Annotated in this window: 22 protein-coding genes, 1 tRNA gene and 1 pseudogene; 8 read left to right on the top strand and 16 right to left on the bottom strand. The window is 62.5% G+C overall.

Features of this window, described 5'->3' with window-relative positions:
• Positions 1-47: 47 nt before the first annotated feature.
• The 4 genes from gyrA to OIS53_RS04360 form a co-directional block, all read right to left on the bottom strand.
• Positions 48-2,627 carry a DNA gyrase subunit A gene (gene gyrA / locus OIS53_RS04375; RefSeq protein ID WP_264681176.1) on the bottom strand — a complete coding sequence of 860 codons (2,580 nt, stop codon included), beginning with the start codon at positions 2,625-2,627 and terminating at the stop codon, positions 48-50.
• Between the two features lie 127 nt (positions 2,628-2,754).
• Positions 2,755-2,991, bottom strand: a complete 237-nt coding sequence (locus OIS53_RS04370) for a hypothetical protein (protein WP_264681175.1) — start codon at positions 2,989-2,991, stop codon at positions 2,755-2,757.
• 53 nt (positions 2,992-3,044) lie between these two features.
• Complete coding sequence (locus OIS53_RS04365; protein ID WP_264681174.1) at positions 3,045-3,740, bottom strand: HD domain-containing protein; 696 nt, start codon at positions 3,738-3,740, stop codon at positions 3,045-3,047.
• Between the two features lie 127 nt (positions 3,741-3,867).
• Positions 3,868-4,443: an RNA 2'-phosphotransferase gene (locus OIS53_RS04360; RefSeq protein WP_264681173.1), complete on the bottom strand. Its 576-nt coding sequence runs from the start codon at positions 4,441-4,443 to the stop codon at positions 3,868-3,870.
• A 129-nt stretch (positions 4,444-4,572) separates the two neighbouring features.
• Between OIS53_RS04360 and parS the strand changes: the two genes are divergently transcribed.
• The 4 genes from parS to OIS53_RS04340 all read left to right on the top strand — a co-directional run bounded on the left by parS (position 4,573) and on the right by OIS53_RS04340 (position 6,908).
• On the top strand, positions 4,573-5,025 hold the full coding sequence (gene parS / locus OIS53_RS04355; RefSeq protein WP_264681172.1) for a type II RES/Xre toxin-antitoxin system antitoxin: 453 nt from the start codon (positions 4,573-4,575) through the stop codon (positions 5,023-5,025).
• 181 nt (positions 5,026-5,206) lie between these two features.
• A complete protein-coding gene (locus OIS53_RS04350; protein WP_264681171.1) occupies positions 5,207-5,656 on the top strand; it encodes an RES family NAD+ phosphorylase in 450 nt (149 codons plus the stop codon).
• 164 nt (positions 5,657-5,820) lie between these two features.
• On the top strand, positions 5,821-6,468 hold the full coding sequence (locus tag OIS53_RS04345) for a flavin reductase family protein (RefSeq protein WP_264681170.1): 648 nt from the start codon (positions 5,821-5,823) through the stop codon (positions 6,466-6,468).
• A gap of 44 nt (positions 6,469-6,512) precedes the next feature.
• Positions 6,513-6,908: a DUF4259 domain-containing protein gene (locus tag OIS53_RS04340; RefSeq protein WP_264681169.1), complete on the top strand. Its 396-nt coding sequence runs from the start codon at positions 6,513-6,515 to the stop codon at positions 6,906-6,908.
• A gap of 61 nt (positions 6,909-6,969) precedes the next feature.
• Here OIS53_RS04340 and OIS53_RS04335 read toward each other — a convergent pair whose 3' ends face one another.
• From OIS53_RS04335 to pdxH, 3 genes are all read right to left on the bottom strand, one after another.
• Positions 6,970-7,587: a Maf family nucleotide pyrophosphatase gene (locus tag OIS53_RS04335; protein ID WP_264681168.1), complete on the bottom strand. Its 618-nt coding sequence runs from the start codon at positions 7,585-7,587 to the stop codon at positions 6,970-6,972.
• Positions 7,568-8,890, bottom strand: coding sequence for a DUF1015 domain-containing protein (locus OIS53_RS04330; RefSeq protein WP_264681167.1), 1,323 nt, complete (start codon positions 8,888-8,890; stop codon positions 7,568-7,570). The genes OIS53_RS04335 and OIS53_RS04330 overlap by 20 nt, the downstream gene beginning before the upstream one ends.
• Positions 8,891-9,175: 285 nt before the next feature.
• Positions 9,176-9,826: a pyridoxamine 5'-phosphate oxidase gene (pdxH, locus tag OIS53_RS04325; RefSeq protein ID WP_264681166.1), complete on the bottom strand. Its 651-nt coding sequence runs from the start codon at positions 9,824-9,826 to the stop codon at positions 9,176-9,178.
• A 249-nt stretch (positions 9,827-10,075) separates the two neighbouring features.
• On the opposite strand from pdxH, the gene OIS53_RS04320 reads away from it, so the two are divergent.
• The 3 genes from OIS53_RS04320 (at position 10,076) to OIS53_RS04310 (ending at position 13,290) form a co-directional block, all read left to right on the top strand.
• On the top strand, positions 10,076-10,642 hold the full coding sequence (locus OIS53_RS04320; protein WP_264681165.1) for a YqgE/AlgH family protein: 567 nt from the start codon (positions 10,076-10,078) through the stop codon (positions 10,640-10,642).
• Positions 10,643-10,698: 56 nt separating this feature from the next.
• Positions 10,699-13,065, top strand: coding sequence for a DUF349 domain-containing protein (locus OIS53_RS04315; protein ID WP_264681164.1), 2,367 nt, complete (start codon positions 10,699-10,701; stop codon positions 13,063-13,065).
• A 152-nt stretch (positions 13,066-13,217) separates the two neighbouring features.
• Positions 13,218-13,290, top strand: a tRNA-Thr gene (locus OIS53_RS04310).
• Between the two features lie 177 nt (positions 13,291-13,467).
• Here OIS53_RS04310 and OIS53_RS04305 read toward each other — a convergent pair.
• The 9 genes and pseudogenes from OIS53_RS04305 to OIS53_RS04270 form a co-directional block, all read right to left on the bottom strand.
• The gene (locus tag OIS53_RS04305) at positions 13,468-14,553 is read right to left on the bottom strand and encodes a sensor histidine kinase (protein WP_413775189.1); all 1,086 of its coding nucleotides are present in this window, start codon (positions 14,551-14,553) and stop codon (positions 13,468-13,470) included.
• Positions 14,554-14,640: 87 nt separating this feature from the next.
• Positions 14,641-14,907, bottom strand: a pseudogene (locus OIS53_RS20445) (tetratricopeptide repeat protein); the annotation flags it as partial.
• Between the two features lie 1,335 nt (positions 14,908-16,242).
• Positions 16,243-17,202: a YitT family protein gene (locus OIS53_RS04300; RefSeq protein ID WP_264681163.1), complete on the bottom strand. Its 960-nt coding sequence runs from the start codon at positions 17,200-17,202 to the stop codon at positions 16,243-16,245.
• Positions 17,203-17,404: 202 nt separating this feature from the next.
• Complete coding sequence (locus OIS53_RS04295; protein WP_264681162.1) at positions 17,405-18,316, bottom strand: SMP-30/gluconolactonase/LRE family protein; 912 nt, start codon at positions 18,314-18,316, stop codon at positions 17,405-17,407.
• Positions 18,317-18,573: 257 nt separating this feature from the next.
• Positions 18,574-19,575: a 2-dehydro-3-deoxygalactonokinase gene (locus OIS53_RS04290; protein WP_264681161.1), complete on the bottom strand. Its 1,002-nt coding sequence runs from the start codon at positions 19,573-19,575 to the stop codon at positions 18,574-18,576.
• A gap of 92 nt (positions 19,576-19,667) precedes the next feature.
• Complete coding sequence (dgoD, locus tag OIS53_RS04285; RefSeq protein WP_264681160.1) at positions 19,668-20,816, bottom strand: galactonate dehydratase; 1,149 nt, start codon at positions 20,814-20,816, stop codon at positions 19,668-19,670.
• Positions 20,817-20,834: 18 nt separating this feature from the next.
• Entirely contained in the window at positions 20,835-21,470 is a 636-nt protein-coding gene (locus OIS53_RS04280; RefSeq protein WP_264681159.1) for a bifunctional 4-hydroxy-2-oxoglutarate aldolase/2-dehydro-3-deoxy-phosphogluconate aldolase, read from the bottom strand.
• A gap of 128 nt (positions 21,471-21,598) precedes the next feature.
• Positions 21,599-22,336, bottom strand: coding sequence for an SDR family NAD(P)-dependent oxidoreductase (locus tag OIS53_RS04275; RefSeq protein ID WP_264681158.1), 738 nt, complete (start codon positions 22,334-22,336; stop codon positions 21,599-21,601).
• A 62-nt stretch (positions 22,337-22,398) separates the two neighbouring features.
• Complete coding sequence (locus OIS53_RS04270; protein ID WP_264681157.1) at positions 22,399-23,721, bottom strand: family 1 glycosylhydrolase; 1,323 nt, start codon at positions 23,719-23,721, stop codon at positions 22,399-22,401.
• Between the two features lie 518 nt (positions 23,722-24,239).
• Between OIS53_RS04270 and OIS53_RS04265 the strand changes: the two genes are divergently transcribed.
• A complete protein-coding gene (locus OIS53_RS04265; RefSeq protein ID WP_264681156.1) occupies positions 24,240-25,325 on the top strand; it encodes a PAS domain-containing sensor histidine kinase in 1,086 nt (361 codons plus the stop codon).
• Positions 25,326-25,575 lie beyond the last annotated feature (250 nt).

The raw sequence follows: 25,575 nt of genomic DNA, 5'->3' as shown, positions 1-25,575 counted from the left end.
TTGTAACGCAAACGGCAGAACCCAAAGTTGAGTTCTGCCGCTGCAAGTTAATTAGCGCTGATGGAATCTGGGTCCGTTAGGCTGGCCAGGTCCGCATCCGCGGCGGTGGCCAGCCCCTCCCCGTCCAAACCACCATCGGGGAATAATCCGTTTTCGGCGGCCTCTGCTTCAGGGTCTTTTTCCTCATCAGTAGCCACCTTCGCCACCGACGAAATTTCGTCGCCGGGGCTGATTTTCAGCAGGCGCACGCCCTGGGTTGCCCGCCCAATGCTGCGCAAGTCGGCCATGCGCAGACGGATCGTAATCCCCGATTTATTGATAATCATCAGGTCGTCGGCATCACTCACGGCTTTGATGGTGACCAGGGCGCCGGTTTTGTCGGTAATCTTCATGGCCCGGACGCCTTTGCCGCCGCGGTTGGTGATGCGGTACTCCTCCAGGGGGCTGCGCTTGCCATAGCCGTTCTCGGACACTACGAGCAGTTCCTCCTGGCTGTCTTTGTCGATGCACACCATGCCCACCACCCGGTCGCTGTCGTCGGCCAGGGTGATGCCGCGCACCCCGGCGGCAGTGCGGCCCATAGAGCGGACTTTCTCCTCGGGGAAGCGCACGGCCCGGCCGGAACGAAGAGCTACGACCACTTCGGAGCTGCCATTGGTGAGCTGCACGTCGAGCAGCCGGTCGCCCTCGTTGATGGTAATGGCGTTGATACCGGCGGCGCGGGGACGCGAGTAGGCTTCCAACGGCGTCTTCTTCACCGTACCCTGCTCGGTGCAGAACATCAGGTAGGTGTTATCGAGGTAGTCGGGGTCGCGCAGGCCGCGCACGTTGAGCACGGAGCGCACCGAGTCTTCGCGCGGAATCTCGATCAGGTTCTGAATCGGACGGCCTTTGGAGGCTTTGCTGCCTTCGGGCACTTCGTACACTTTAAGCCAGAACACGCGGCCGGCTTCGGTGAAGAAGAGCAGGTACTCGTGGGTGGTAGCCACAAACAGGTGCTCGGTGAAGTCGTCCTGCTTGGTAGCCGCCCCGCGGGCTCCTACCCCACCCCGGCCCTGGGCCCGGTACTCATCGAGCGGGGTGCGCTTGATGTAGCCTTCGCTGCTGATGGTGATAACCATGGCCTCGTCGGCAATCATGTCCTCCATCGAGAAGTCGCCGCCGGCGTACTCAATGGCCGTGCGGCGAGCGTCGCCGTAGCGCTCCTTGATTTCCACCAGCTCGTCGCGGATGATGTCGCGCTGCATCTGCTCAGAAGCCAGCACAGCCTTCAGGTGGTCGATGAGCTTCATCAGCTCGTCGTATTCCTGCACCAGCTTCTCGCGCTCCAGGCCCGTGAGGCGCTGCAAACGCATGTCGAGGATGGCGCGGGCCTGCACGTCGCTAAGCGAAAACCGCTCGATAAGCTGGGCGCGGGCCACTTCGCCGTCGCGGGAGCCACGGATCAGGGCAATTACCTCGTCGAGGTGGTCGAGGGCAATGAGCAGGCCTTCGAGGATGTGGGCCCGCTTCTGGGCTTCGGCCAGCTCGTAGCGGGTCCGGCGCACCACCACGTCGGCGCGGTGGTCGACGAAATGATGAATCAGGTCTTTGAGGTTCAGCGTCATGGGGCGGCCTTTTACCAGGGCCACGTTGTTGACGCCGAAGGAGCTTTGCAGCTGGGTGTAGCGGTAGAGCTGGTTGAGCACCACGTTGGGCATGGCGTCGCGCTTCAAATCGTACACGATGCGCATACCGTCGCGGTCCGACTCGTCGCGCAGGTCGGAAATGCCTTCGATGCGCTTCTCGTTGATGAGGGCCGCCGTCCGCTCAATCATCGAGGCCTTGTTCACCATGTAGGGAATTTCGGTCACCACAATCTGCTCCTTCCCGCTGGGCGTGGTTTCAAAGTGCGCTTTGGCCCGCATCACCACCCGGCCGCGACCAGTCTCGAAGGCCTGCTTTACGCCCTCGTAGCCGTAGATGATGCCGCCGGTAGGAAAGTCGGGAGCCGTGACGTGCTCCATCAGCTCCGAGATGGTGATGTCGGGATTAGCCAGGTAGGCCACGATGCCATCCACTACTTCCGTGAGGTTGTGCGGGGCCATGTTGGTAGCCATCCCCACGGCAATACCCGACGTGCCGTTGACGAGCAGGTTCGGAAACCTGGCCGGCATCACGCTGGGCTCTTCCAGCGAGTCGTCGAAGTTGGGCTGGAAGTCCACCGTGTCCTTGTCCAGGTCGCCGAGCAGCTCGTCGGCTAGGCGCTTGAGGCGGGCTTCGGTGTAGCGCATGGCCGCCGGTGAGTCGCCGTCGATGGAGCCGAAGTTGCCCTGCCCATCCACGAGCGGGTAGCGCAGGCTCCAGTCCTGGGCCATGCGCACCATCGTGTCGTACACGGAGGAGTCGCCGTGGGGGTGGTATTTACCAAGCACCTCCCCCACGATACGGGCGCTCTTCTTATAGGACTTGTTGTAGGATACGCCCAGCTCGCTCATGCCGTAGAGCACGCGGCGGTGTACGGGTTTGAGGCCGTCGCGCACGTCAGGCAGGGCCCGGGAGATGATAACCGACATCGAATAGTCGATGTAGGCTCCACGCATCTCATCTTCAATGTTTATCGGAATGATCTTTTCGCCTTCCGCCATAGGGTCAACTAAGTGGCCGAATATCCCTGGTGAACCAGGGCTTCCGGCCTCGTGAATGAGTAGTACAGTAAGCCTGCAAGATACACAAAAAAGGCCGATTAACCTAGCCAGAACCCCGATTCGAGGACTACTTCAGGGTCTTTTTCCGGTCGTTTTTGTGCCGGCGCTCTTCCTGCCTGTGCACCTTGATTTTTTCGCCGATGGCGGGGTTTTGCTTTTTGTAAAATGGCTGCCCGCGGTACTGCACGCCGTTGTGCAAATGCACCTTGCGCGTGTGGCAGGATACCATGGGACAGGTGCGGCAGCTGGTGGTCAGGCCCAGGGCTAGTATGGGTAACGCCAACGCCCAGCGAAAAGTGAACAAACGAAGGGAAAAAGAAGCCACGGAACAGGGAAACATATGGTTCAGGCCTCAAGCTACGGCTTATCTTCAGCTTCTGCACTGGCCTCGACGTCCTGCCCGTCCCACTCCCGCATAAACTGAGTGAGAAATTGCTCCATAAACGCGTGGCGCTGCCGGGCCACGCGGCGGGCGGCAGGCGTGTTCAGGCGGTCCTGCAGGTGCAGCAGCTTCTCGTAGAAGTGGTTGACGGTGGGGCTGGTGTTCTTCTTGTAGCTCTCAAAGGAATCGTGCGCCGCGGGCGGAATGGTGGGGTCGTGCAGGGGGCGGTTTTTGTGGCCGCCGTAGGCAAAAGCCCGCGCCACGCCAATGGCCCCAATGGCGTCGAGCCGGTCGGCATCCTGCACCAGCTCGCCCTCCAGCGTGCTCATGGGCGTGGGCACCCCCAGCCCTTTGAAGCTGATTTCGCGGATGATGATTTCGACGGCCTGAATTACCGCTTCGGGGGCCTGCTGACTGTGCAGCCACTGCCGCGCGGCGTGGGGGCCAGCTTCCTCGTCGCCGCCGTGAAACTTCCAGTCGGCCACGTCGTGCAGCAAAGCGCCCAGCTCGGTGATGAGCGAATTGGCCTGGGGCGTGTGGCGGGCCAGGGCGCGGGCCACCTGCCACACCCGGCGAATATGCTCCCAGTCGTGGCCGGAACCTTCGTGCAGGAATTGTTGGCGGATGAAGTCGGCGGTGCGCTCAATAAGTTCGGAATCAGCGGCAGGCATTGAAGCAGCAGTGAGAAAATAGAAAGAAGTGAGAAGTTAGAGCGTAGACCTTAGACGAGGTGGTCTTTGTACAGCGCATGTGTGGCGCAGATACCGGCCAAAGGTACCGCGCCCTGGGGCTTCCCTCCTACCCGACCGGCCCGCTGGACCTGCCAGGCAGGGGCAGCTGCAGAAACGCCGGCGGCACGTGCTCGGTCAGCCACACGCCGTTGCCGGACTGATAGAATACGCCGCCGGCCGCGTGCAGGCCCGCGGCATCCACCGTCAGCACCACCGGCTGGCCCCGGCGGCTTCCTACGCGGCGGGCCGTAGCTTCGTCGGCCGACAGGTGCACGTGGTGGCGGCGCATCGGCTGCAGCCCCTCGCGCTGAATGGCGGACAATACGGTGGCCACCGTGCCGTGGTACAACACCGCGGGCGGTACGGCCGGCGCCAGGTCTAGTTCTACGGCTACGCTGTGGCCCTGCTGGGCCCGAATTTGGGTGCCATCGGCATCAAAGGCAAACCGCTGCTTGTCATTGGAGGCCACTACCTCGTCGAGCATGGCCCGGTCCAAGGTTACCCCGGCGCGGTTGGCAGCAGCCAGTAGCTCCTCAACGCCAACCCAGCCGCCAAGCTCCAGCGTCAGCCCCAGCGCCTGGGGCGCGTGCCGCAGGTGCTTGCTAAGAAACTTGCTGAGCCGGACGATGTGCGAGTTGGACATGGATGGAAGTGAGAGGTGAGATGAATAGTGTTTTCACGAACGGCCATTTGGCTTGTTGCGGGAATCTTTCCGAACGAGAAGCTGGTTTGTACGTATATTGCCGTCAAATGACGGATTAAAAGTACGCAAATGACAGCCATTCGTAAAACCTCGGTAGCCAGCATGGTGGAGTTGATGGGCGGTCCGGCCGTAATTCCGCAGCTGGTACAGAACGAGCTGGACCTACTGGCTGTGGCCATCAAAGGCCTCTCGGTGCAGGCGGTGCGGGCGTTGCAGCAGCGGCTGGGCTTCACCAACAAGGAAATGAGCACGGTGCTGGGCGTGTCGGAAAGCACCCTGACTCGGCGTGAGCAAACCCACCGCCACCTGACGCTGGACGAAGGCGAAAAGGCCATTCAGTTGTCGGCGGTGCTGGCCAAGGGCCTGGAGGTGTTCGAGAATGAGGCCGACTTTCACCACTGGCTTAACACGCCCAACGTGGCCCTGGGCGGGATTCGGCCCAAGGAGCTGCTGTCGTCGGTGATTGGGCGGGAGCAGGTGCGCGACATTCTCGGCCGCATTCTGTACGGGCACTACTCTTGAGTTTAGAAGTTGGGAGGTTGAGAAGTTAAAAAGTTGTGGAATGGCGGCTGATGACGGTTGCAGCGGCCTCTGCTTGCTTTCTATTCGCTTCTCTATTCGCCATGCTTTTTGCGTTCCAGACCTCCCCTGCTCAACTTTCCACTTTCTCCCTTCTCAACTTCTCAACTTTCTACCTGGTCTCGTGCTGCTGTACCGCCTGGGCAAGCTGCCTTACATTCGTGACTTGTCGGGGGCCGGGGGGCTGTACTACGCCGGCCGCTGGCACGAGGTCGGAACCCAGATTCTGTACACCTCCGAGCACCTGTCGCTGGCCAAGCTGGAGGTACTGGCCAACTCGGCCTCGCTGCCCGTCAACTACCACGCCCTGACGCTGGAAGTGCCCGACGGCACGCCTTATCAGCAGGTACTTCCCGAGGAACTGCCGGCCAGCTGGCAGCAGCTGCCTTATCCGCTGGAGCTGGCCCAGCTCACCCGAGCCTGGATAGAAGCAGGCCGCACCTGGCTGCTGCGCGTGCCCTCGGCTCACGCCCCCAACGAGTGGAACTACCTGCTCAATCCACTCCACCCCGACCACGCCCGCCTGCGCATCGTGGCCCTGGAACCCCACCCGTTCGACGCCCGCCTAAAGTAGGCCGGCTGCCTAGAATCTGCAGAAGGGCAGTTTTCGGCCGCCCTCCACGGATGGAACGCGGCTACGGCGCTGTTTTGCCAAACCAGCTGGTAGTTTTGCGGCAGCTATCAATCATACAGCAGCTCGGATAGCTTGCTGAGAGCGGCTTTCCTTTTCCTTCTTCCATGCCTCATTTCACTGCCGCCGAGCTGCCCCAGCTCGATACGATTTTTCGCCTCAACCTCATCAACTCTATCACCGGCTACAAGCCCGCCAACCTGGTGGGCACGGCCGGTCCGGATGGAACCCTCAACCTGGCTATTGTCAGCTCCGTGGTGCACCTGGGGTCCAACCCAGCCCTGATTGGGTTTGTGATGCGCCCCACCAGCGTGGCCCGCCACACCTACGAGAACATCCGCGCCACCAGGCTGTACACGCTCAACCACGTGCACGCAGGTATTATGGGGCCGGCCCATTTCACGTCGGCCAACTTTCCGCGGGAAGTATCGGAGTTTGCGGCCTGCGGGCTGACGCCGGAAACCCTGGCCGGCTTCGGGGCCCCGTACGTGCGGGAGAGCCGTATCAAGATAGGCTTGGAGCTACTTCAGGAGCTGCCCATTGAAGCCAACGGCACCATTCTGCTGATTGGCAGCGTGCAGCAGGTACACCTCCCCGACGAAGTGCTGCGCCCCGACGGCTCCCTGAACCTGGACGCGGCCGAAACCGTGTGCGTCTCGGGCCTCGACGGCTACCACGCGGCCCGGCTGCTGGCCCGCTACGACTACGCCCGCCCCGACGACAGCGGCGCCCGACCCCTGCCGGCCGCCTCCTGAGCGGCCCGGCCGCGTATCTTGCGGCGTACATCTTCTACCCGCCCATGCCTACGTTCAGCCTCACCAACTTCGACCACCCTGCCGCCACGGATTTTCTCGACGAGTTCCGCGACGACCCCAGCGAAGTGCTGCTGCTGGAGGCCTTGGTCACGGCTGCCGAAGCCGACGGCTCCTTGGAAACCGATGAGGCCGCCGCAGCTCTGGCCGCTGCCGAAGTGGTAGCGGCGTGGCTGGGGGAGCCCAGCCCGGCCCTGCCGCCCGAACTGGAAGCGGTAGTTGATGACCTTGACATCAGCGACGAAGAAGAACTAACCGACCTGGCCCGCCGGGCCGTGCAGGCCGTGCTGCACGACTCCGAGCTGCGGGAGCAGTGGCAGGCCTCGGGGCGGCTCCCGCAGTGGCAAACCGTGCAGGAAGATGTATTGAAGCGGTTGGAATAGAGCAAGCCCAGTTGCTATAGGCTGGCAACGTAAGCCAGAAGACGGCCCGGAGCAACGCCGGCTACACCCCCACGGCGCCCAGCTTGGCCAGCTCCTCCCAGAGCCGATGCACCGGCAGGCCCATTACGTTGAAGTAGGAACCTTCCAGGCGCGTCACGGCCACCATACCAATCCAGTCCTGGGCGCCGTAGGCTCCGGCTTTGTCCAGGGGGCGGTAGTGCTGCACGTAATGCTCGATTTCCGGAAGGCTCAATGGGCGAAAGTGCACGCGGGTCTGGTCGGAGAAGACCACCGGGCGGCCGTCGGCGGGGAGCAGGCACACGCCGGTGTACACGTCGTGGGCGCGGCCTTGCAGGCGCTGGAGCATGTGCACGGCTTCGGCTTCGTCCTGGGGCTTGTTCAGCACATCGTCGTCGAGGCAGACGATGGTGTCGGCGGTAATAACCAGCTCATCGGGGGCCAGGTCGGGGGCGTAGGCCTGGGCTTTGCGGGCGGCCAGGTACTCGGCTACGGCGGCGCGGCGCAGCTCCGGCGGAAAGCTCTCCTCCACCTCGCGCAGGCGCACTTCGTAGGTCAGGCCCAAGTCGGTGAGCAGCTGGCGGCGGCGCGGGGAGCCAGAAGCCAGCACCAGGCGCGGGCGGGCCGGCGCGGCCCCAGAATCAGGCGCGGAAAGCGTCATAGAACGGGTGCAGGGTTTCGTTGGGGCGGATGCTGCTGAACAGGAAGCCACCGATGGTTTTGGGATAGAAGAACGTGGACTTGGGTGGCATCACGGCCCCGGAATGGCAGACGCGCTCCACCTCGTCCATGGTCACCTCGTTGGTGATAAGGGCGGCGCGGGCCTCGCCCCGGTCTACGCGGGTGAGGCACTCGGGGAAGTTGCGCACGTAGGCCACGCCCGGCCACTGGCGCTGAGCCTCGGGCCCTACGATGCCCAGGGCTTTTTCCAGCACAAAGTAATGCAGCACGGTCAGGTCCAGGGCCTTGACTTCGGGCGTGGTGTCCCAGGCCAGCTGGGCGTGCACCTCCGGCCGCAGCCGAAGCTTGTACACCTGCCCTTCACCCAGGTATAGCCCGAAGGCCCAGAGTTTACCGGCAATCCGCTCGGGCAAGTCGTAGGGGTCGTCCAGGGTCAGCACCGTGAAGTAGGGCGTGAGCCGGGCCAGCAGCTCGTCGGCGGTCAGCTCACCGGGCAGCTCCAGCAGCAGGCGGTGCGTGGGCAGGATGCGCAGGTCGTCGGCGGCCGAGTTGGTCAGATACATCAGGTGGTAGTTCCAGCCTTCCTGGCCGGTGGCCGCCGCTCCGGCCGCCGCCTGCCGGGCGTGGCGGTAGGCCACCGAGGCCTCGTAGCGGTGGTGGCCGTCGGCCAGAATTACCTGGCGCGAAGCCAGCACCTGCTGAAACCGCCGAATCACGGCCACGTCCTGAATCACGGCCAGTACGTCGCGGGCACCCTGATAGTCTTCTTCGGTCTGATACAGCGGGGCCTGGATGGCCTCGTCGAGGTAGCGTTCCAGCTCGAAGCTGTCGTCGCGGTACAGGCCGTGGGTGGCGCTGGTCTGAAACTCGGTGCGGCTTAGCAGCTCGGCCCGGTCGTTGACGGCTACGGGCAGGGTGTTTTCGTGGCGCAGCACCACGTTTTCCGGCCAGTCGGTGGCCCGGATGTGGCACATGAAGCCTTTGCGGCAGTATTCGCGCGGGCTGCCCGGCAGCCGGAAGTACTGGTAGTAGACGTAGATGCCCGGCAGCTCATCCTGGCGCAGCACGCCCTGCTCCTGCCACTCCCGCAGCCGGCGCAGGGCCTCGCCCGCCGGGTCTGGGCCGCGCGGCACCGAGAGGTGGATGCTGTTGAGCGGATTACGATACAGCGCCTCGCGCTGCTTGGCCGACACCACATCAAACAGCGGCGACACGTAGGCGTCTATCTGCCGGCCCAGGATTTCTGAATAGCGCCAGCCGCGCACGGGTTGAATTTCAGCCAAATGGATAGGGACTTAGGGGTTAGGGGCTTGAGGACTTAGGGGCTTAATTGATAGGAGAGAAACGAATGTCTAAGCGAGAAAAGACCGTCCTGCTGAGCTTGCCGAAGCATCTCTCCCGCTTCGTTGCAGTCATCAACAGTTACCCTCGGTAGAGATGCTTCGACAAGCTCAGCAGAACAATAGCACCACAACGGAGCGGGAGAGATGCTTCGACTACGCTCCGCAGGACGACCTCTACCACTCATCTACTCATTCACTCATCTACTCATTCACTCATTTTACACCTCACGGCGCCAGGCGGCTTAGCTGCCATCCTGTTGTGTGGAGTTCGTACACGATACGGTCGTGGAGGCGGGAGGGGCGGCCCTGCCAGAATTCCACCCGCTGGGGCCGCAGCACGTAGCCGCCCCAGTTGTCGGGGCGCGGCAGGGGCTCCTGGCCGGCAAACCGGGCCTCCACGGCCCGCTCCCGCTCTTCCAATTCTTGCCGGCTCCCGATGGGCTGGCTCTGGGGCGAGGCCCAGGCGCCCACCTGGCTGCCCCGGGGCCGGCTCTGGAAATACTCGGTCGAGACCTGGGCCGGGGCCTTTTCCACCCGGCCTTCGATGCGCACCTGCCGCTCCAGGCCGGGCCAGAAGAAGGTCATGGCCGCCAGGGGGCTGCGGGCTAGCTCCTGGCCTTTACGTGAGTCGTAGTTGGTGAAAAACAGGAAGCCTTCGTTGTCGGGCAGGCCCTTGAGCAGCACCACGCGGGCGGCCGGCTGGCCGGCCTCGTTCACGGTGGCCAGGGTCAGGGCCGTGGGTTCGTCGAGCTGGGCTTGCAGGGCCTCGTCCAGCCACTGCCGGAACTGCTCTACGGCGTTGGGGTGCACGTCGGCCTCGGTGAGGGTGCGCTGGGCGTAGGTTTTGCGCAAGTCGGCCAGGTGAGAATCGAGCATAAACACAAGAAAAAGCGAGGTGGCAGCCGCCGCCGGCCAGCCAATGAGGCCGTAAAGATAGAGTCCGCGCCCATGCGGCCCACTTCTGCACCACACCCGCCGGCGCAGTTGCACTGAAATTGGCCGGGCAGTGTTGTTTTGGCCACTGCGGGGGCCGGGCACAACCCTAGGCTTGCCTGCTTGCGTAGGGCCGAAGACGGGCCCCGTGCCCGCCGCATTGTGTTGTCTTACCTACTTAGCTATACCTTCATGCCTCGCCTTCGTCCTGGTAGCCTCCTGATTTCCCAGCCCTTTCTGGGCGACCCTAACTTTGAGCGGACCGTGGTGCTGCTGTGCAGCCACTCCGACGAGGAAGGTTCTTTTGGGCTGGTGCTGAACCGCCCCTCTTCCCTGGAGCTCGGCGACGTGCTGGAGCTGCCCGGCGGGCACGCCCTGCCGGCTGCCCACACGCCGCTGGGCGTAGGTGGCCCCGTGCAGCCCGACACGCTCCACTACCTGCACCTCCGCCCCGATGTGCCCCACGCCGTGGACCTGGGCCAGCACGTGTACTGGGGCGGCGACTTTGAGGTGCTGCTGGGCTTGCTGCTCAGCGGCTCGGTGAGCCCCGACGAGGTGCGCCTGTACGCCGGCTATTCCGGCTGGACGCCCGGTCAGCTGGCCGAAGAACTGCGGGAAAATGTTTGGATTGTGCACCCCAATGCTGCCGGGAAAGTATTTACTTTGGATAACGATGCCTTCTGGCAGTCCATCCTGCGCGAAAAAGGCGGCCGCTTCCGCGTGCTGTCCAACTACCCCTCCGACCCCCGGCTCAACTAATTCCCGCCTGCCCGCTGGCCCGGCCCGGTTGGCCGGCCCCCTTTCCGAAGAACTGTATGCTACCCGACAACGATACCTCCGCCCCCACTCACTCCGACAATGCCTCGGAGTCGCCGATGAGCATTCTGGAACGCCGCCTGGCCGAAATCCGCGCCCAGCAGGACCCCGCCCACGAACCGGCCGCCCCGCCGGCTGAAACGGCCGCGGCTCCGGCCAACAACCCGCCGGCCGCGCCCCTGGTGCCCCCGGCTCCCGGCTCCCCCGAAGCCAGCGCCGCCACCGAGTCGGTCAGTTCAGCGCCGGACGCTCCGGAAGCCGCCCAGCCCTCGGCCCCGGCCGAGCGTGCCCTGGCGCATTACGGCACCACCACTCCCGCAGCAGATGTTCCCGCGGCCACTCCCGCGCCGGAAGCCCTGCCTATCCCCGACTTTGCTGCTTACGAGCCGGCGCCGGCCGGCGTGGCTACCTCTACTCCGGAGGAACTGACCGGCGCCCCGGTCCCAGCGGCGGAAGTGGCACAGGCCCCCGCCGAAGCCCCCGAAGCGCCGCTGACTACTACACTGGAGGCTTTCCCGCTGCACACGGCCGCCGACATCGAAAACGCCCCCATGGCGCTGGCCTCCTTGCCCACTTCCGATAATGAGGGAGCTAAGGAAGCCGCGGCGGCCGCCGCTGAACATACCGCTGAGCACGCTGCGGAAGAGGAAGAGGAGTACGTGGCCGATGCTGCGGCGCTGGATTTTACCTCCCTTGACCTGCCGGCCCAGGCGACGCACCTGCTGGAGCTGCTGCGCCGCCCCGACGCCCGCCAGAACCGCAAGCAAATCCTGGACCTCAACCGCCAGTACGAAGCCAACGTGCAGGCTGCCCGCACCCAACCGGCCATCGAGGGCAACGAGCCGGCGGACGCCGCCCCGGCCGGCCACGTTGAGCTAATCAAGGCCTTGCAGGAGTTCCGGGAAAGCCGGGCCCGCGACGCCAAAAACGAGGACGAGCAACGGGCCAAAAACCTGGCCCACAAGCAGTACCTGTTGTCGCAGCTGCGGCAGCTGGTGGAGTCGGCCGAAACCAAGGACAGCTCTTCCCGCATCAAGGCCCTGCAAAACGACTGGAAGGCCACCGGCCCCGTGCCGCAGAAAGACGCCCAGGAGCTGTGGAATTCCTACCACGCTCTGCTGGACATCTACTACAACAACCGCGGCCTGTTCTTTGAGATGAAGGAGCTGGACCGGCGCCGCAATCAGGAAGCCAAAGAAGCGCTGATTGCCCGCGCCGAGGCCCTGCCCCAGCAGCCCAGCATCAACAAAGCCTTGCAGGAGCTGCGGCAGCTGCACGAGGAGTGGAAGCACATCGGGCCCGTGCCCAACGAGCAGCGTGAGCCGCTCTGGCAGCGTTTCCTACAGGCCTCCGAGCAAGTGCACGACCGCAAAAAGGAGTTTCTGACCACCCGCTCTACTCAGGAAAACGCTAATCTGGAGCGAAAAACAGCTTTGCTGGAGCGCCTGCGGCCCTTCGGAGAGTTCCAGACGGAGCGCGTAAACGAGTGGCGTTCCAAAACCGACGAGCTGCAGAAACTCAAGGAGGAATGGGACGCCGCCGGCCTGGTCCCCCGCGACAAAGCCGAAGCCTTGAACAAGCAATTTTGGGGAGCTTACAAAGGCTTCTTCCAGCGCAAAAACCAGTTTTTTAAGGCGCTGGATGAGGAGAAGAACACCAACCTCAAGCGTAAGCTGGAGCTGTGTGAGCAGGCCGAAGCCGCCCTGCAAAATCCGAATTGGGAGGAAGCCCGCGAAACCGTTATCCGCTTGCAGAAGGACTGGAAGCTGATTGGCCGCGTCCCGGAAAAGCAGTCGGACAAGGTGTGGAACCGGTTCCGTACCGCCTGCGACTCGTTCTTTGACCGCCGCAAGGAGGAAACCCGGCAGCGCGAGCAGCAGGTGCAGCAGCTCGGCCAGGAACAGGCCGCCACCCTCGACCGGATTGCCGCCGAGGTGGCCGCCGCTTCGGCTGAGCAGCCCGGCTCCCTAGACGGCTTCCGCCAGTACGTGAGTGAGTGGAGGGCCTTTAGTGGCGCCCGCTCCAACGAGCGAGCCGAGGAACGGTTCCAGGCACTGATGGGCAAGTACCTGGATACCGTGCCCGGCCTCTCCTACTCCGACCGTTCGGAACTGTTGTTTGGCTTGCAGGTGGAGCGGCTAAAAGCCTCCCCCGACGCGGGACAGCAGCTCTATAAGAAAGAACAAGCCCTGCGCCGGGAAATCAATGAGCTGGAAAACGACATTTCCACTCTGCGTACCAACCTGGAGTTTTTCGCCCGCTCCAAAAACGCCAGCCAGCTCCGCCAGGAGTACCAGGGCCGCATCGACGAGGCCCAGTTGCGCATCGACGCTTTGAAAAAGCAGCTCAAAACCATCCGCAGCTAAAGGCCGGATGCTTGGCTTACTTAAAACTGCAGCGGGCCTCGGCCTGCTGCAGTTTTTTACGCTGCTAACGAACCGGTTAGGTATCTGGCGGCAAGAAAACCGTACTGATGCTTGGCAAAACCAACCTCGCATACTAGTTTTGCCGCACTTACGCCTCCTTAGCTCAGCTGGTAGAGCAACTGACTTGTAATCAGTAGGTCGCTGGTTCGATCCCGGCAGGGGGCTCATTCTACCTACCCCGGTACGCCCGGAAACTTGCTTCTCGCGCTGCGAAAGTGGGTTTCCGGGTTTTTTGCGTGTGGAGCACTCGGTTTCCTGGGCGCGAATCTTTCACTTCGGAGCAGCCGCGACGCTACCTTCTAGACTACCCTTTATGGTCTAGGCACCCAGCCGGCACTAGGGCTAGGCAGCCACCGGCGTTTGGGGCAGCTCGCGGAAAGTGAGCGTAAAGCAGGCGCTCGGTGCGGCCGCCACCTCCAGGCGGGCCTTCATCTGCTGGGCCAGCCCGGCCACCAGGCGCAAGCCCAGCGAGGCCACCTTGGTGGGCACCACACTGGCGGGCAGGCCCACGCCCGAGTCGGCCACCACCAACTGGTAACGGCCGGCCTCCACCTGCCCCAGCGTCACCCACACACGCTGGTCGGGATAGCCGGGCGGAAAGGCATACTTCAGCGCATTGGTCACCAGCTCATTGACAATCAGGCCCAGGGGCACGGCCGTGTGCGTGTTCAGTTGCAGGGGCTCGACGCTCACGTGCAGCTGCACGCGGGCGGCCTCCTGCCGGAAGGCCTCGCTGATGGCTTCGGTCAGCTCGCCGAAGTAGCTGAGCATGTCGATGCGGGCCAAGCTCTCGGACTGGTAGAGGTTCTGGTGAATCAGGGCCATGGTCTGCACCCGGCTCTGGCTGTCGCGGATGGCCTCGATGGCGGCCGGCTCGTGCAGGGTGTTGACCTGGGTGTTTAAGAGGCTGAGCACGATTTGCAGGTTGTTTTTGACGCGGTGGTGCACCTCCTGCAAGAGCAGCGTCTTCTCGCGCAGCAGCAGCTCTTTTTCCTGGTCGCGGGTTTCGAGCACCTGCTTTTGCGCCGCCAGTTGCTGCACCGTGCGCTGGCGCAGGCGGTAGCGGTTCACCAGCACGCCCACGGCCAGCAGCAGCAGCCCGGCCGTGAGCAGGGCCGCGTTGCGCAGCGTGCGCTGCTGCAGGGCCGCCAGCTGCGTAATGCGGTTTTGCTGCTGCAGTAGCTGGATGCTGCGCTCTTTTTCTTTCGTGTCGTAGCGGCCTTGCAACTCGGCGACCTTGGCTTCTTGCTCCTGCTGGCGCAGCTGGGCTTCCAGCCGGCGGTTTTCGGCCGTGTGGCGGCGAGCCAGGCGGTAGTTGCCCTGCTGGGCATACAGAGTGTCTAGCAGGTCGTTTGTTATGACTAACGTAGGTTTATTTTGATTTCTTTTATGTAATTGCCGAGCCTTAAGCGCGTGATATATAGCCATTTCTGGTTTTCCTAATTTATCATAAGCTTGTGCTATAGTATGTTCATAAAGAGCCAATCCCGCTTTGTTATCGGTTTGACGCGCAATTTTGATTGCTTTAAATAAGTAAGGTAGAGCCTGTCGGGGCTGATTAAGTTCTATGTAAGCATCAGCCAAATTGTTTAGGACTGCAGTAGTTAAGTTAACATCTTTTGCAAAGCTTTGACTTAACTCTAAGGCCCGAGAATAATAGGATAACCCAATGGTTGGACGATGTTGTCGAACATAAAGCAATCCTATTGATGAATAAGCACGCGCTAGTACAGCAGTATCGTTAATAGCTAGTGCACCGATTAAAGCCTTCTTCTGCCACATCATTGATTTCTCATATTGATGTGTAGCACTCAGTAAGGTGCCAATAGTGTGATTAAGGAGTACAACGTTTTCCCTTCGATGTAGCTGGCGCCACAATGTTAATGACTTAAGGAAACACTGCTGGGCTTGTTCAAAATGCCCCTGGCGCCATTGCAGTCTTCCAATAACCTCTAAAGCTAAAGCTTGTCCTGGTAGCCAATCAAGCTGTCTAGCTTCTGCTAGACTTTGTTGGGCATAGGACAATGATTGTTCATAGCTGCTGAAATATGTCCTTTTTGACAATGCTTGTAGCACCTTCACCCGCTGCGTGTCGGTGGCGGTGGTCAGTGCCTGTTTGAGGCTGTCAATCCTGGCTTGCTGCCCCCACGTAGTGTAGTTCAGGAACACGCTGAGTACCAGGAGCAGGGTGTAGCGCATCAAGCGACAAGTTGGGCGGCGCAGGAAAGTAAGCAGGGGCATAGAGGCCGATAAGGTAAGAGGACTTCTTTGATTTTTATAAGTGTAACCGCTCCACATTTCATGGGATACTTGTACTAAACCACGAAAATAGTCAGCCAATCACGGCGTCATATAAATCACAAAACACTCCTGTACATCAACAGTATCACCGAGGGCACAGCTTATGAAATAAATAGTAGATAAAAAGTGTAGTAGCGCGTAGTTGCTGCACTGATATTTGTAGAAAAATACCATTGGCAGCTAAGGACTTTGCGCATTTCTATTCACAGCCCTTTTTTAGTAGCATGAAGCGCCCGCCTGTTTGCGGTGCTCTGCTGCTTATTAGCCTCCTTGTTTCCATCCTCGCCGCTGCCTACCTAAAGGCATCTGTGAACTGCCTATAAGCCACTCTGAAGCCTGAAGTTGGTCACTTGTTATATCACGCGGGAAGGGCCCGGCATATCAATCAGGTGCCACCTAGTCAGTTGTAGCCAGCATGCTACGGCTAGCTTTCTGATTGCAGAAACAGGGTTTAGCCAGTAGCTTCTGAGTGGGCACTGTAAAAATAGGGACGCCGCCGTGCAACCTGGAAACTTCGGCTCGTGTATGTAATAGTAAAACTATCAATACTGATAGCTTTACCTAAGCCTCTGTACCATGACAGAAGTTTCTTTGCCTGCTCAGCGGCTGCGCAAACGCCACGGGGTAACGCGGCAACCAGTAGTCTTGCCATTAGTGGCTGCGCATCACGTGGTGGGCCGCGAGCAGGCAGACGTGCTAGCCGACACATTTGCTTCGTACTGCCTGCACCGCCCGATGATGCTCCTGAGTCGCCTCCAGTGATTCTCTTCCCGGCCGGCTTCGGCAAATCCGGTAAAGACGCGCCGGTACTCGCGCTTAATGGAAGGGGCGCTTTTTGAGCATACCGCCTACGGTGTCGTCGATGGAATGCTGAACAATAAAAGCTTTGGGGTCGACGCGCTTAACTTCTTGGCGCAGCGCGGGCAGCTCCAGGCGCGTGAGTACGGTGAAGATGATGTCCATGTCTCGCTCCTGCTCGCCGCGCTTGCCGTAGCCCCGCTCGCCCTTGTAGATGGTCACGCCCCGGCCTAGCTGCTGGGTGATGACGCGGCGAATCTCCTCGTTGCGCTCCGAAATGATGGTTACGCCGGTGTACTGCTCAATGCCATTGAGGATGAAGTCCAGGGTTTTGGAGGCGGCCACGTAGGTGAGAATGGAATACAGCGCCTCCGTCACGCCTAGCACAAAGGCAGCCGCGCCGAAGATAACGATGTTAAGCAGCAGAATGACGTCGCTAACTTTGAGCAGGGCGCTGCGCTTGCTGATGAGCAGGGCCAGGATTTCGGTGCCGTCGAGCACGGCCCCGCCGCGCATAGCCAGCCCGATACCGGCCCCAATAAACACGCCCCCAAACACGGCCGTGATGAGCAGGTCGGGCGTGACATCGGGGTAGGGCACCACGGCCAGGCACAGGGCCAGCCCGCCAATAGCCAGGGCGCTCTTCAGGGCAAAGCGGGCCCCCATCTGGCGGTAGCCCAGCAGCAGAAACGGCAGGTTGATAATCAGCAGCCCCCAGGAAAGCGGCAGGCGCAGCACGTTGGCCAGCAGCATGGAAATGCCCGTGGCCCCGCCGTCAATAAAATGGCTCGACAGCAGAAACCCTTTCAGCCCCATGCCCGCACTCAGAATTCCCAGCAAAATCAGGCCTAGGTTTTTCAGGCGGTTGAGTAGACTGGAGGCTTCGTCGGGGCCGACGGGCGCGGCCTGGGGCTGGTCAGTACTCGTCATACGGCGCTGGCGAAGATGATTGAAGATGATGAGTTGAGGCAGGAGCATACACAAGATGGCTACGCGGGCCCCAGCCGTAGAAACCGGCCCATGAATACGTACCTAGCAATACCGCACCCCGCCGGTCCGGGTTGCCTTTGCAGACTCAACTTGTGTTTTAACCGGCTCATCAGGGCCCTCCGTAGCAGCGGCCGGACCGGTTGCCCAACGCCTGCTAGGCCGTGGGGTTTGCCATTCTGGGGCTCGGCAGCTAGCGGCGCGCGGCGCTGGCCTGCCCGAATAGAGCAGCTGGCAGGCCAGCTACGCCAGGCTCCACGGCGAAAACATTGCCGCTCAAGGGGTATTCCTGCAACTGCTCCGGACTAAGATCCTGCCGGGCGGAGGTAATAAACAGCGTTTGCAGGCCGGGGCCGCCAAAGGCGCAGGACGAGGTGTGCGGCGCCGGCACCGCAATAGTGGCGAGCAGCTGGCCGGTGGTGGGGTTGTAGCGCACCACCCGGCCGCCGCCCCACAAGGCTATCCACAGCTGCCCCTCGGCATCCAGGGTTATGCCGTCGGGGTAGCCGTGGCCTTCCGGGATGCGGATAACCACCCGCCCGCCCGTAATGGCGCCGGTAGCGGGGTCGTAGTCGAAGGCCTGCACGGTGCGGGTAGGCGTGTCCACGTAGTACATGGTGCGCTGGTCCAGCGCCCAGGCCAGGCCGTTGGAGATGCTCACCTGGGTCAGCATGGTCTGGAGGTGGCCGTCGGGGCTGTAGCGGTAGAGGGCGGCGCGGCGGGGGTGGCCCTGCATATCCAGGGTGCCTACCCACAAGCGGCCGGCCGGGTCGCACTTACCGTCGTTGAAGCGCAGGCTGGAGTCCGGTAGCGGGTTCACCAGCAGCGTCAGCTGGCCGGTCGTGGTGTTGAGGCGATGCAGGCCGGTTTGCAGGGCCACGAGCACCTCCTCCGCTTGGCCGGTGGGCACCACCGTCCCGATACGGGCGCCGGTGGGCAACGAACGGCCCTGGCCCGTGGCCGGGTCGAAGATGTGCAAAAGCTGGCCTTCAATATCGACCCAGTACAGCCGCTGGTCCAGCGGGTTCCAGAGCGCGCCTTCGCCCAGCTGCGCCTGCGCCGGCAGTGCCACGCGGACCGCCGGGGCTTGTAGTTGCTGCGTCATACGATAGAAACGGGTAGTGCGTGGTAAAAAGGACCTAACCGCCAAGCTGAGCGCAGCGGCGCAAACGTACACTCGCAGAGCAGCATAGCCAAGCATCTTTGGTGAGAGAATCTACTTGTCCGGGGTCTGCGGACTGTGAAAAGAAAAGCCCGCAGACCCCGGTTTATCGTAACCGAAAATTCCCAACGGCCACGGCCTTCCTGGCTCAACGAATAACCGGGCGGTGGCTTTTCACGGGCCGGCTGCTTGCGCAGCGCTTACTGGCTTGGCGGCGCGAGCAACTGGCCGGCGGCCTGCGCCCGCTCCAGAACGGCCGCCTGGCCGCGTAGCGTCACTGCCTCGGCCCCTTGTATCGTCACGGACGCAACCCGGCCGGTAATGCCGAGCTGGCGGAGCGCGGCTTCGTAGGAGTGCACCAGCACGTCTTCCCCGGCCAGCACCACGGGCCCGGTGAAATCGGTGGGAAAGTCGCGCAGCTCGGTGCCAATCAGCAGCCCGCTGAGGTAAAAGAAGTTTTCCGGTTTCGAGAGCTTCTCGAACAGCCGGTTGGTGCGCACCAGAAACGCCTCGTGCAGCAGATTGCCGCGTTGGCTGGCCTGCACGCCCTGGGCAAAAGCCTGGGCGTGGGCCGGCTGGTCGAGGCCTCCCGCGCCTGATTCGACGGCCGAAGCCAGGATGCTTTCGGTGGTGAGCAGGGCAAAGAACTCCCCGGTCATATAGGTTTTCAGCTCCACGGCCCTCCCCTGCCGCACCAGCACGTGCTTGGCGTGGGTGCCGGGGTGCAGAAACAGCTGCTCCTGCTCCGTGGCCGCAAAGCCGCAGCCCACCAGCTGGACTTCCTCGCCGCGCATCACGTCGTCGTCGGTTTTAACCCCGGAAATCAGCAGCACGGGCTGCGCAAACCCGGCCGTAGCGGGCAGCAGCCGGGTCAGCAGGTCGGAGCCGTTGGCGGCGAAGGGCAGCGGCCGGTAGGGCAGCTCCAGCATGCCGATGGTAGACGAGGCCATGCCCGACACCACCAGCGGCACCCCGGCCAGCGACTCTCCTGCCTGCTCCTCCAGCCGCCGCACGTGCGGCCGAACCACCTCCAGGTAAAAGCCCAGCCGCTGCTCCGGCGGCTGCCTAGCCTGCTGCCACCGCTCAAACGTGGCCGCGTTGCCCTCCTTGGACGTAGCCGCAGCTACCACCCGCAGCTCCGGCCCCTCCACCAGCTTCAGCCGAAACGACGTGGTGCCCCAGTCACAGCTCAAAAAACGCATTTTTAGCACTTAGATATGAGAAGTTAGAACTGCTGCAAGCTGCAAGCCTGTTCAATGAGCTTGCAGCTTGTGGCTTACGGCTTGCAGCTTTTTCACCATTCCGCCAGGCTGCCGTCGGGGTTGCGCCAGATGGGGTTTTTCCAGTTGTGGCCTTCTTCGGCACGTTGCTGCACGTAGGCTTCGTTTATTTCGATGCCCAGGCCGGGGCCGTCCGGGATGTTGGCGAAGCCCTGGTGGTATTCAAACACGGTGGCGTCGGTGAGGTAGTCGAGCAGGTCGTTGCTCTGGTTGTAGTGAATGCCCAAGCTTTGCTCCTGGATGAAGGCGTTGTGGCAGGTGGCATCTACTTGCAGGCAGGCGGCCAGGGCAATGGGCCCCAGCGGGCAGTGCGGGGCCGCCGCCACGTCGAAGGCCTCGGCCATGGAAATAATTTTCTTGCACTCGGTGATGCCGCCCGCGTGCGAGAGGTCGGGCTGGATGATGTCGGCGTAGCCGTCGATGAGCAGCTTTTTGAAGTCCCAGCGCGAAAACATCCGCTCCCCGGTAGCAATGGGAATGCTGGTGCTGCGGGCAATGTCGCGCAGGGCCTCGTTGTTTTCGGCCAGGACGGGCTCCTCAATAAACATGGGCCGGAACGGCTCCAGCTCTTTGGCCAGCATCTTGGCCATGGGCTTGTGCACCCGGCCGTGAAAGTCGACGCCGATGCCCAGGGCCGGGCCGCCGGCCTCGCGCACGGCGGCAATGCGGGCCACGGCCTCGTCAATCTTGACGTAGGAATCCACGTAGCTCATTTCGGCGGTGGCGTTCATCTTCACCGCCGTAAAGCCCTTGTCCACCATGTTCTTGGCCGCCAGCCCCACTTCGGCGGGCCGGTCGCCGCCAATCCAGGAGTACACGCGCATGGTGTCGCGGGCCTTGCCGCCGAGCAGCTGGTAGATGGGGGCGTTGAAAAACTTGCCTTTGATGTCCCACAAGGCTTGGTCGATGCCGGCCAGGGCGCTCATCAGAATGGGGCCGCCGCGGTAGAAGCCGCCGCGGTAGAGCACGGTCCAGTGGTCTTCGATGGGCAGCGGGTCTTTGCCGATGAGGTATTCCATCAGCTCCCGCACGGCAGCGGCCACGGTGGCCGCGCGGCCCTCAATCACGGGCTCTCCCCAGCCCACCAGGCCCTCATCGGTTTCGAGTTTGAGAAACAGCCAGCGCGGCGGCACCTGGTAAAGCTTGTAGCCGGTGATTTTCATAAAGCCAAGAGCAAGAAATTAATGCGTTAAAGAAATGGCCTGCACAAACTGCTGGGCGCGCTCGGTGAGCTGGCGCAGGTACTCATCGGTGACGGGCTGGCTGGTATCCACCAGGGCGCTGCCCAGGCCAAAGGCGGCGGCGCCGGCCCGCTGGAAGTCCCGGATGTTGTCCAGCTTCACGCCGCCGGTAGGCATGAGCGGAATGTGGGGCAGCGGGCCTTTCACATCCTTGAAATACGCCGGCCCCAGCGAGGCCGGAAACACCTTAATCAGGTCGGCGCCGTGCTCGTAGGCGGTCAGGATTTCGGTGGGCGTAAACGCGCCGGGAATGCTGACGGCCCCGTAGCGCTTGGTCATCTTAATCGTCTTTTTATTAAGCGTCGGCGAGATGATGAACCGGGCCCCGGCCAGTAGCACCGCCCGCGCCGTTTCGGGGTCGAGCACCGTGCCGGCCCCAATCAGCATCTGGTCACCCAGCTCATCGGTCAGCTGCTCGATGCCGGCCAGGGGACGGTCGGAGTTGATGGTGACTTCCACGGCCCGCACGCCGCCTGCGTGCAGGGCCCGGACGATGCGGACCAGATCCGCGGGCTGGGCACCGCGGATGATGGCCACCAGCTTGTGCTCGAGCAATTGAGGTAAAACGGCAGCCATGAGGGGAAGGTAATACAGGGTGAATAACAGAAATCAGCTCAGTAGCCTACGCAGCACGCCGGAGCGACGTTGGCGGCAGCGGCCGGGGTGCCTGCTCCGGCTGCCGCTGGCTTACAGCTGCCTTTTATTTACAGCTGGCTGAGGCGGCCCCCGTCCACGCGCACGGCGGCGCCCTGCACGAAGGCGGCGTCGTCGGAGGCCAGGTAGGCAATGGTGGCGGCCACGTCTTCGGGGCGGCCCACGTCGGCGGGGTCAATCTTTTCGACGCCGGACTTCACGTTGGGATTGTCCCAGAGCATGGGCGTGTCGATGGCGCCGGGCAGCACGGCATTCACCCGAATGCCCTTGGGCTTGCCTTCCAGCGACGCCGAGCGGGTCAGGGAGTTGACGGCAGCCTTGGCCGCGGCGTAAGACGCCACCAGCGGGCTGGTTTCTACGGCGTGGATGCTGGACACGTTGACGATGGTGCCGCCGGGCTTCATGTGCAAAAAGGCTTCTTTGATAAAGAAGAATGTGCCCAGCAGGTCCACGCCCAGCACATGCTGCCAGTCGGCGCCGGTTTGCTCCTCCAGGGGCTTGAACTGCATCACCCCGGCGTTGTTCACCACCACGTCGAGGCGGCCGAAGCGCTCCAGCGTGCCCCGCACGGCGGCGGCTACCTGCGCCTCGTCGGCCACGTCGCACACGCTGCCCCACACGGCGGGGGCGCCGGCGGCCCGGCACTGCTCGGCGGCCTGGTCGAGCTTGTCCTGGGCGCGGCCCACCAGCACCAGGCGGGCACCTTCCGAGCCGAGGCGCTTGGCCGTAGCCAGGCCAATGCCGCTGGCCCCACCGGTCACAATAGCTACTTTATCTTGAAATCTCATGGAAAAAGGTGAAATGGTGAGTCAGGAGGTGGTGAAGCTACTGTCTGGGTGTGCCGGCCAGGTTACCCTCCGGCTTCTACGGGAGCGGTGGCGGTGGGCGCCGCTGTTTTGGTCCGGAGCACTTGCTGAGCGGCTTCCTGCTGCTGCCGAACCCAGGCCTGGTTGCTTTCGTGGGGCATGACGATGGGCACTTGCAGGCAGATGCTCTGGGCGGGCAGCACCTGGCACCAGTCTTTGATGAGCTGCTTGTACGACTCGCCCACGGGCCGGATGTTGCGGTCCAGGTCGTAGAGGCCCAGCGGGTTCACGCGGCCGTTGTTTTCGCGCAGGGCCGTGTCCCAGTCCACCTGGTCGGTGAGCGAGTACCAGGTGAAGCCGATGATGGGCACGCCGTCGTTGCGCACGCGCAGCACGTTGGCCCACTCCTTCCAGAGCCAGTTCACGGCCTCGTCGCCGCAGGGCCCCTGGTTGAGGTTGGTTTCGGTGTGCATCACGGGCAGGTGGTACCGGTCGTGGTACTGGCGGGTGATGACGTGGTAGCCAAACACCTCCCCGGAGGCGCGGGTGCTACCGTCGGCTTTCACGCGGTGCTCGTTGGTTTTGTAGTAATCGTTGCCCATGATGCACTGGTGCTTGAGCTTGTGGCGCAGAAAGAAGTGGTACTCCTCCCGCGTCATGCCGTTGTCGAGCAGGTACTCGTACATCTCCGAATCCACGCGCCGGCCGTAGTTCAAGTCCAGGGACAGGAAGCGCCGGGCATTCATCAGCTCGGCGGGCCGGATGGCGGCCGGGTTTTCGGCGTGGAAGTACTCCGACGACTCGCTCTGAATAAACAAGGCATCGGGCCGGACCTCCGAAATGGCGTGCATGGCCAGCACGTTGGCCTTCACAATGTGCTTGAGGGCCGTCACGAAGGCCCGGTCGGTGGTCAGCTGCTCGTTCCACCACCCGTACAAGGCCGAAAACGTGGCGCAGATAAACATTTCGTTGACCGGCGTGTAGAGCTGCACCCACGGAAAGCGCCGGGCAAAGGCGCGGGCGTAGTCGGCAAACAAGGCCGGGAAGTCGCCGTTCTGGAAGTTGCCCAGCCAGTCGGGCAGGCCGAAGTGGCATAAATCCACGATGGGCGCGATGTTGCGCCGGCACAGGTCGTTAAAGGTTTCGTCGGCGAAGTCCCAGTTGTAGCGGCCGGGCCCCAGCCAGGTGGTGTGAATGGGCGGGCCGTAGCGCAGAAACTGAATCCCCAGCTCCTGCACCAGGTCGAAGTCTTTGCGCCAGTGCTGGTAGTGTCCGCACTTCTCCATCTCATCCACCCGCAGGCGGCCGTTCTCGATGGTGGGGTAGCTGTTTTCGATGCCGGTGGCAAACAGAAATCGAGGAATCATACGGGGAGAAGGCAAACGATAAGAGCAAGCAACTGCAAACAAGCCGGCACAAACCCGGCCGGGCGCCCGGACAAACCCAGCAGCAACAGCGGGTCCGGCCAACACCGGCCCGCCGCCCTCTACGCTGCCCCGGCAACAGTCCCTGGGGGCCCTCCTGGCCCGCGCGGACAGTCCGCCGGGGCTGGAGGCCTGCAAGCGGTGGGGGTGCTGGTACTTCCCCTTTCGTCCTGGCGAAACAAAAAGAATTCTACGCTGTACCGTTTTTTCTGCAAAAGAGTTACCAGCCAAGAAGCTACCCACGCTTTCGGGGCGCCCACACCGGCTTAGCTGGCTGTATTCGGCCCGCAGCGGGCGGTTGCATAGCCGGCCTGTTCTCTACTGGCAGCAGAAGCGACACTTCTTGAAACTGCTTACGCAGCTGCAACTGGGTGAAGCTGCGGGCCGGCGCTTTTCCGGCTGGGGTTGGCAGGCAACGAAACGCCGGATCAACAGTACATTCGGGTGCTACCCCTTGCCCTATGCCAGACTTCTCCCCCCTGTTTCGCTCCCTGATTGACGGCGGCCAAGCCGTTTATTTTTCCTATGACCTCGCCGCGGCGCGGGTGGTGTACGTCAGCCAGGCGTACGAGCGGGTGTTTGAGGGCCCCGCCGCCCGCGCCGACGACGAGCTGCCGCGCTGGTTGTCCCGCGTCCACCCCGATGACCGGCCCCTGCTGCACCAGCAGCTAACCCAGGCGCTGGCCGGCGAGCTGGTTGAGAATGTGGACGTGCGGGTAGCTACCCCTGCTGGTGGCGGGGTGCAGTGGCTGCGCTTTGCGGGCAGCCTGGAAGTTCTTGCCGACGGGCAGCGCTACCTCAGCGGCACGGTGCTGGACATTACCAAAGTGCAGGAAACGGCCATCAACGCCCAGAAATTCAACACCAAGAAAGACGCGACGCTTGAAATACTGTCGCACGATTTGGCGGCCCCGCTGGTCTTGTTGCAGCAGCTAACCGAGCACCTGCGGCTGGAAACCCAGGACGGCGCGGGCGTACAGGAGCTGCTGCGCCTGATGGAGCGCACCTGCACGGACGGGGTACACCTGATCCGCGACTTTGTAGACAACGAGTTTCTGGAGTCTTCCAACGTGGAGCTGAAGCGGGAGCGGGCCAACCTGGTGGCGTGGCTGCGCACGATTATGGAGGAGTACCAACGCTCGGAGTGGCATACGCATCTGCAGTTTCACTTCGAGGCTGCGGAAGAGTCCATCTTTGTCAGCCTGGACATCAACAAGTTTCAGCAGGTCATCAACAACCTCCTTTCCAACGCCATCAAGTTTACGCCCGACGGAGGCACGCTTACCGTGCGCGTGGCCCGCCAGGACGCCCTCGTGCTGGTGACGATTACCGATACGGGCATCGGGGTTCCGGCAGAACTCCAACCGCTGTTGTTCGATAAGTTCACGAAAGCGCGGCGGACCGGGCTGCGCGGGGAGAAGACCACCGGGCTGGGTATGTCGATTATTCAGACCATCGTGGAGCTGCACCAGGGCCGCATCTGGCTTGAAAGTGCCGAAGGTGCCGGCACCACCTTTTTCATTGAGGTGCCAGCCCTACCCGCCTAGCAACGGGCCGCGCAAAAGCGCCTGGTACAAGTCGTTTCCTGGGAGGCGGGCTGCTTCGCCTTCACGCAGAAGCGGGGCCGGCGCCGAAACCCGTGCAGTTGCCCAGGGGTACCTGGCGGGAAGGAACGGGCCGGGCTGGCTGGGGGCGGAAAGCAGCTCAGGAAGTCGCCGGCCCGCCCTGCGGGGCGCCGCCGAAGCCTCTCTGCCTTCTGCGCTATGTCACAAACCCACCAGTTGCAGGGCCTATGCG

It is taken from the genome of Hymenobacter sp. YIM 151500-1 (assembly GCF_025979885.1).
Classification (GTDB): Bacteria; Bacteroidota; Bacteroidia; order Cytophagales; family Hymenobacteraceae; genus Hymenobacter.
The sequence above is the reverse complement of the archived record's forward strand: the minus strand, read 5'-3'. Positions and strand labels throughout refer to the sequence as shown.

Bases quoted from the DNA above. Each gene is read 5' to 3' on its own strand.
- OIS53_RS04265 (WP_264681156.1), top strand. From the start codon at position 24,240: ATGCCAGACTTCTCCCCCCTGTTTCGCTCCCTGATTGACGGCGGCCAA.
- parS (WP_264681172.1), top strand. From the start codon at position 4,573: ATGACAGCCATTCGTAAAACCTCGGTAGCCAGCATGGTGGAGTTGATG.
- OIS53_RS04270 (WP_264681157.1), bottom strand. From the start codon at position 23,721: ATGATTCCTCGATTTCTGTTTGCCACCGGCATCGAAAACAGCTACCCC.
- OIS53_RS04335 (WP_264681168.1), bottom strand. From the start codon at position 7,587: ATGACGCTTTCCGCGCCTGATTCTGGGGCCGCGCCGGCCCGCCCGCGC.
- OIS53_RS04275 (WP_264681158.1), bottom strand. From the start codon at position 22,336: ATGAGATTTCAAGATAAAGTAGCTATTGTGACCGGTGGGGCCAGCGGC.
- OIS53_RS04340 (WP_264681169.1), top strand. From the start codon at position 6,513: ATGCCTACGTTCAGCCTCACCAACTTCGACCACCCTGCCGCCACGGAT.
- OIS53_RS04360 (WP_264681173.1), bottom strand. From the start codon at position 4,443: ATGTCCAACTCGCACATCGTCCGGCTCAGCAAGTTTCTTAGCAAGCAC.
- pdxH (WP_264681166.1), bottom strand. From the start codon at position 9,826: ATGCTCGATTCTCACCTGGCCGACTTGCGCAAAACCTACGCCCAGCGC.
- OIS53_RS04300 (WP_264681163.1), bottom strand. From the start codon at position 17,202: ATGCTCCTGCCTCAACTCATCATCTTCAATCATCTTCGCCAGCGCCGT.
- OIS53_RS04305 (WP_413775189.1), bottom strand. From the start codon at position 14,553: ATGGCTATATATCACGCGCTTAAGGCTCGGCAATTACATAAAAGAAAT.
- OIS53_RS04290 (WP_264681161.1), bottom strand. From the start codon at position 19,575: ATGCGTTTTTTGAGCTGTGACTGGGGCACCACGTCGTTTCGGCTGAAG.
- OIS53_RS04315 (WP_264681164.1), top strand. From the start codon at position 10,699: ATGCTACCCGACAACGATACCTCCGCCCCCACTCACTCCGACAATGCC.
- OIS53_RS04280 (WP_264681159.1), bottom strand. From the start codon at position 21,470: ATGGCTGCCGTTTTACCTCAATTGCTCGAGCACAAGCTGGTGGCCATC.
- OIS53_RS04320 (WP_264681165.1), top strand. From the start codon at position 10,076: ATGCCTCGCCTTCGTCCTGGTAGCCTCCTGATTTCCCAGCCCTTTCTG.
- gyrA (WP_264681176.1), bottom strand. From the start codon at position 2,627: ATGGCGGAAGGCGAAAAGATCATTCCGATAAACATTGAAGATGAGATG.
- OIS53_RS04365 (WP_264681174.1), bottom strand. From the start codon at position 3,740: ATGCCTGCCGCTGATTCCGAACTTATTGAGCGCACCGCCGACTTCATC.
- OIS53_RS04295 (WP_264681162.1), bottom strand. From the start codon at position 18,316: ATGACGCAGCAACTACAAGCCCCGGCGGTCCGCGTGGCACTGCCGGCG.
- dgoD (WP_264681160.1), bottom strand. From the start codon at position 20,816: ATGAAAATCACCGGCTACAAGCTTTACCAGGTGCCGCCGCGCTGGCTG.
- OIS53_RS04345 (WP_264681170.1), top strand. From the start codon at position 5,821: ATGCCTCATTTCACTGCCGCCGAGCTGCCCCAGCTCGATACGATTTTT.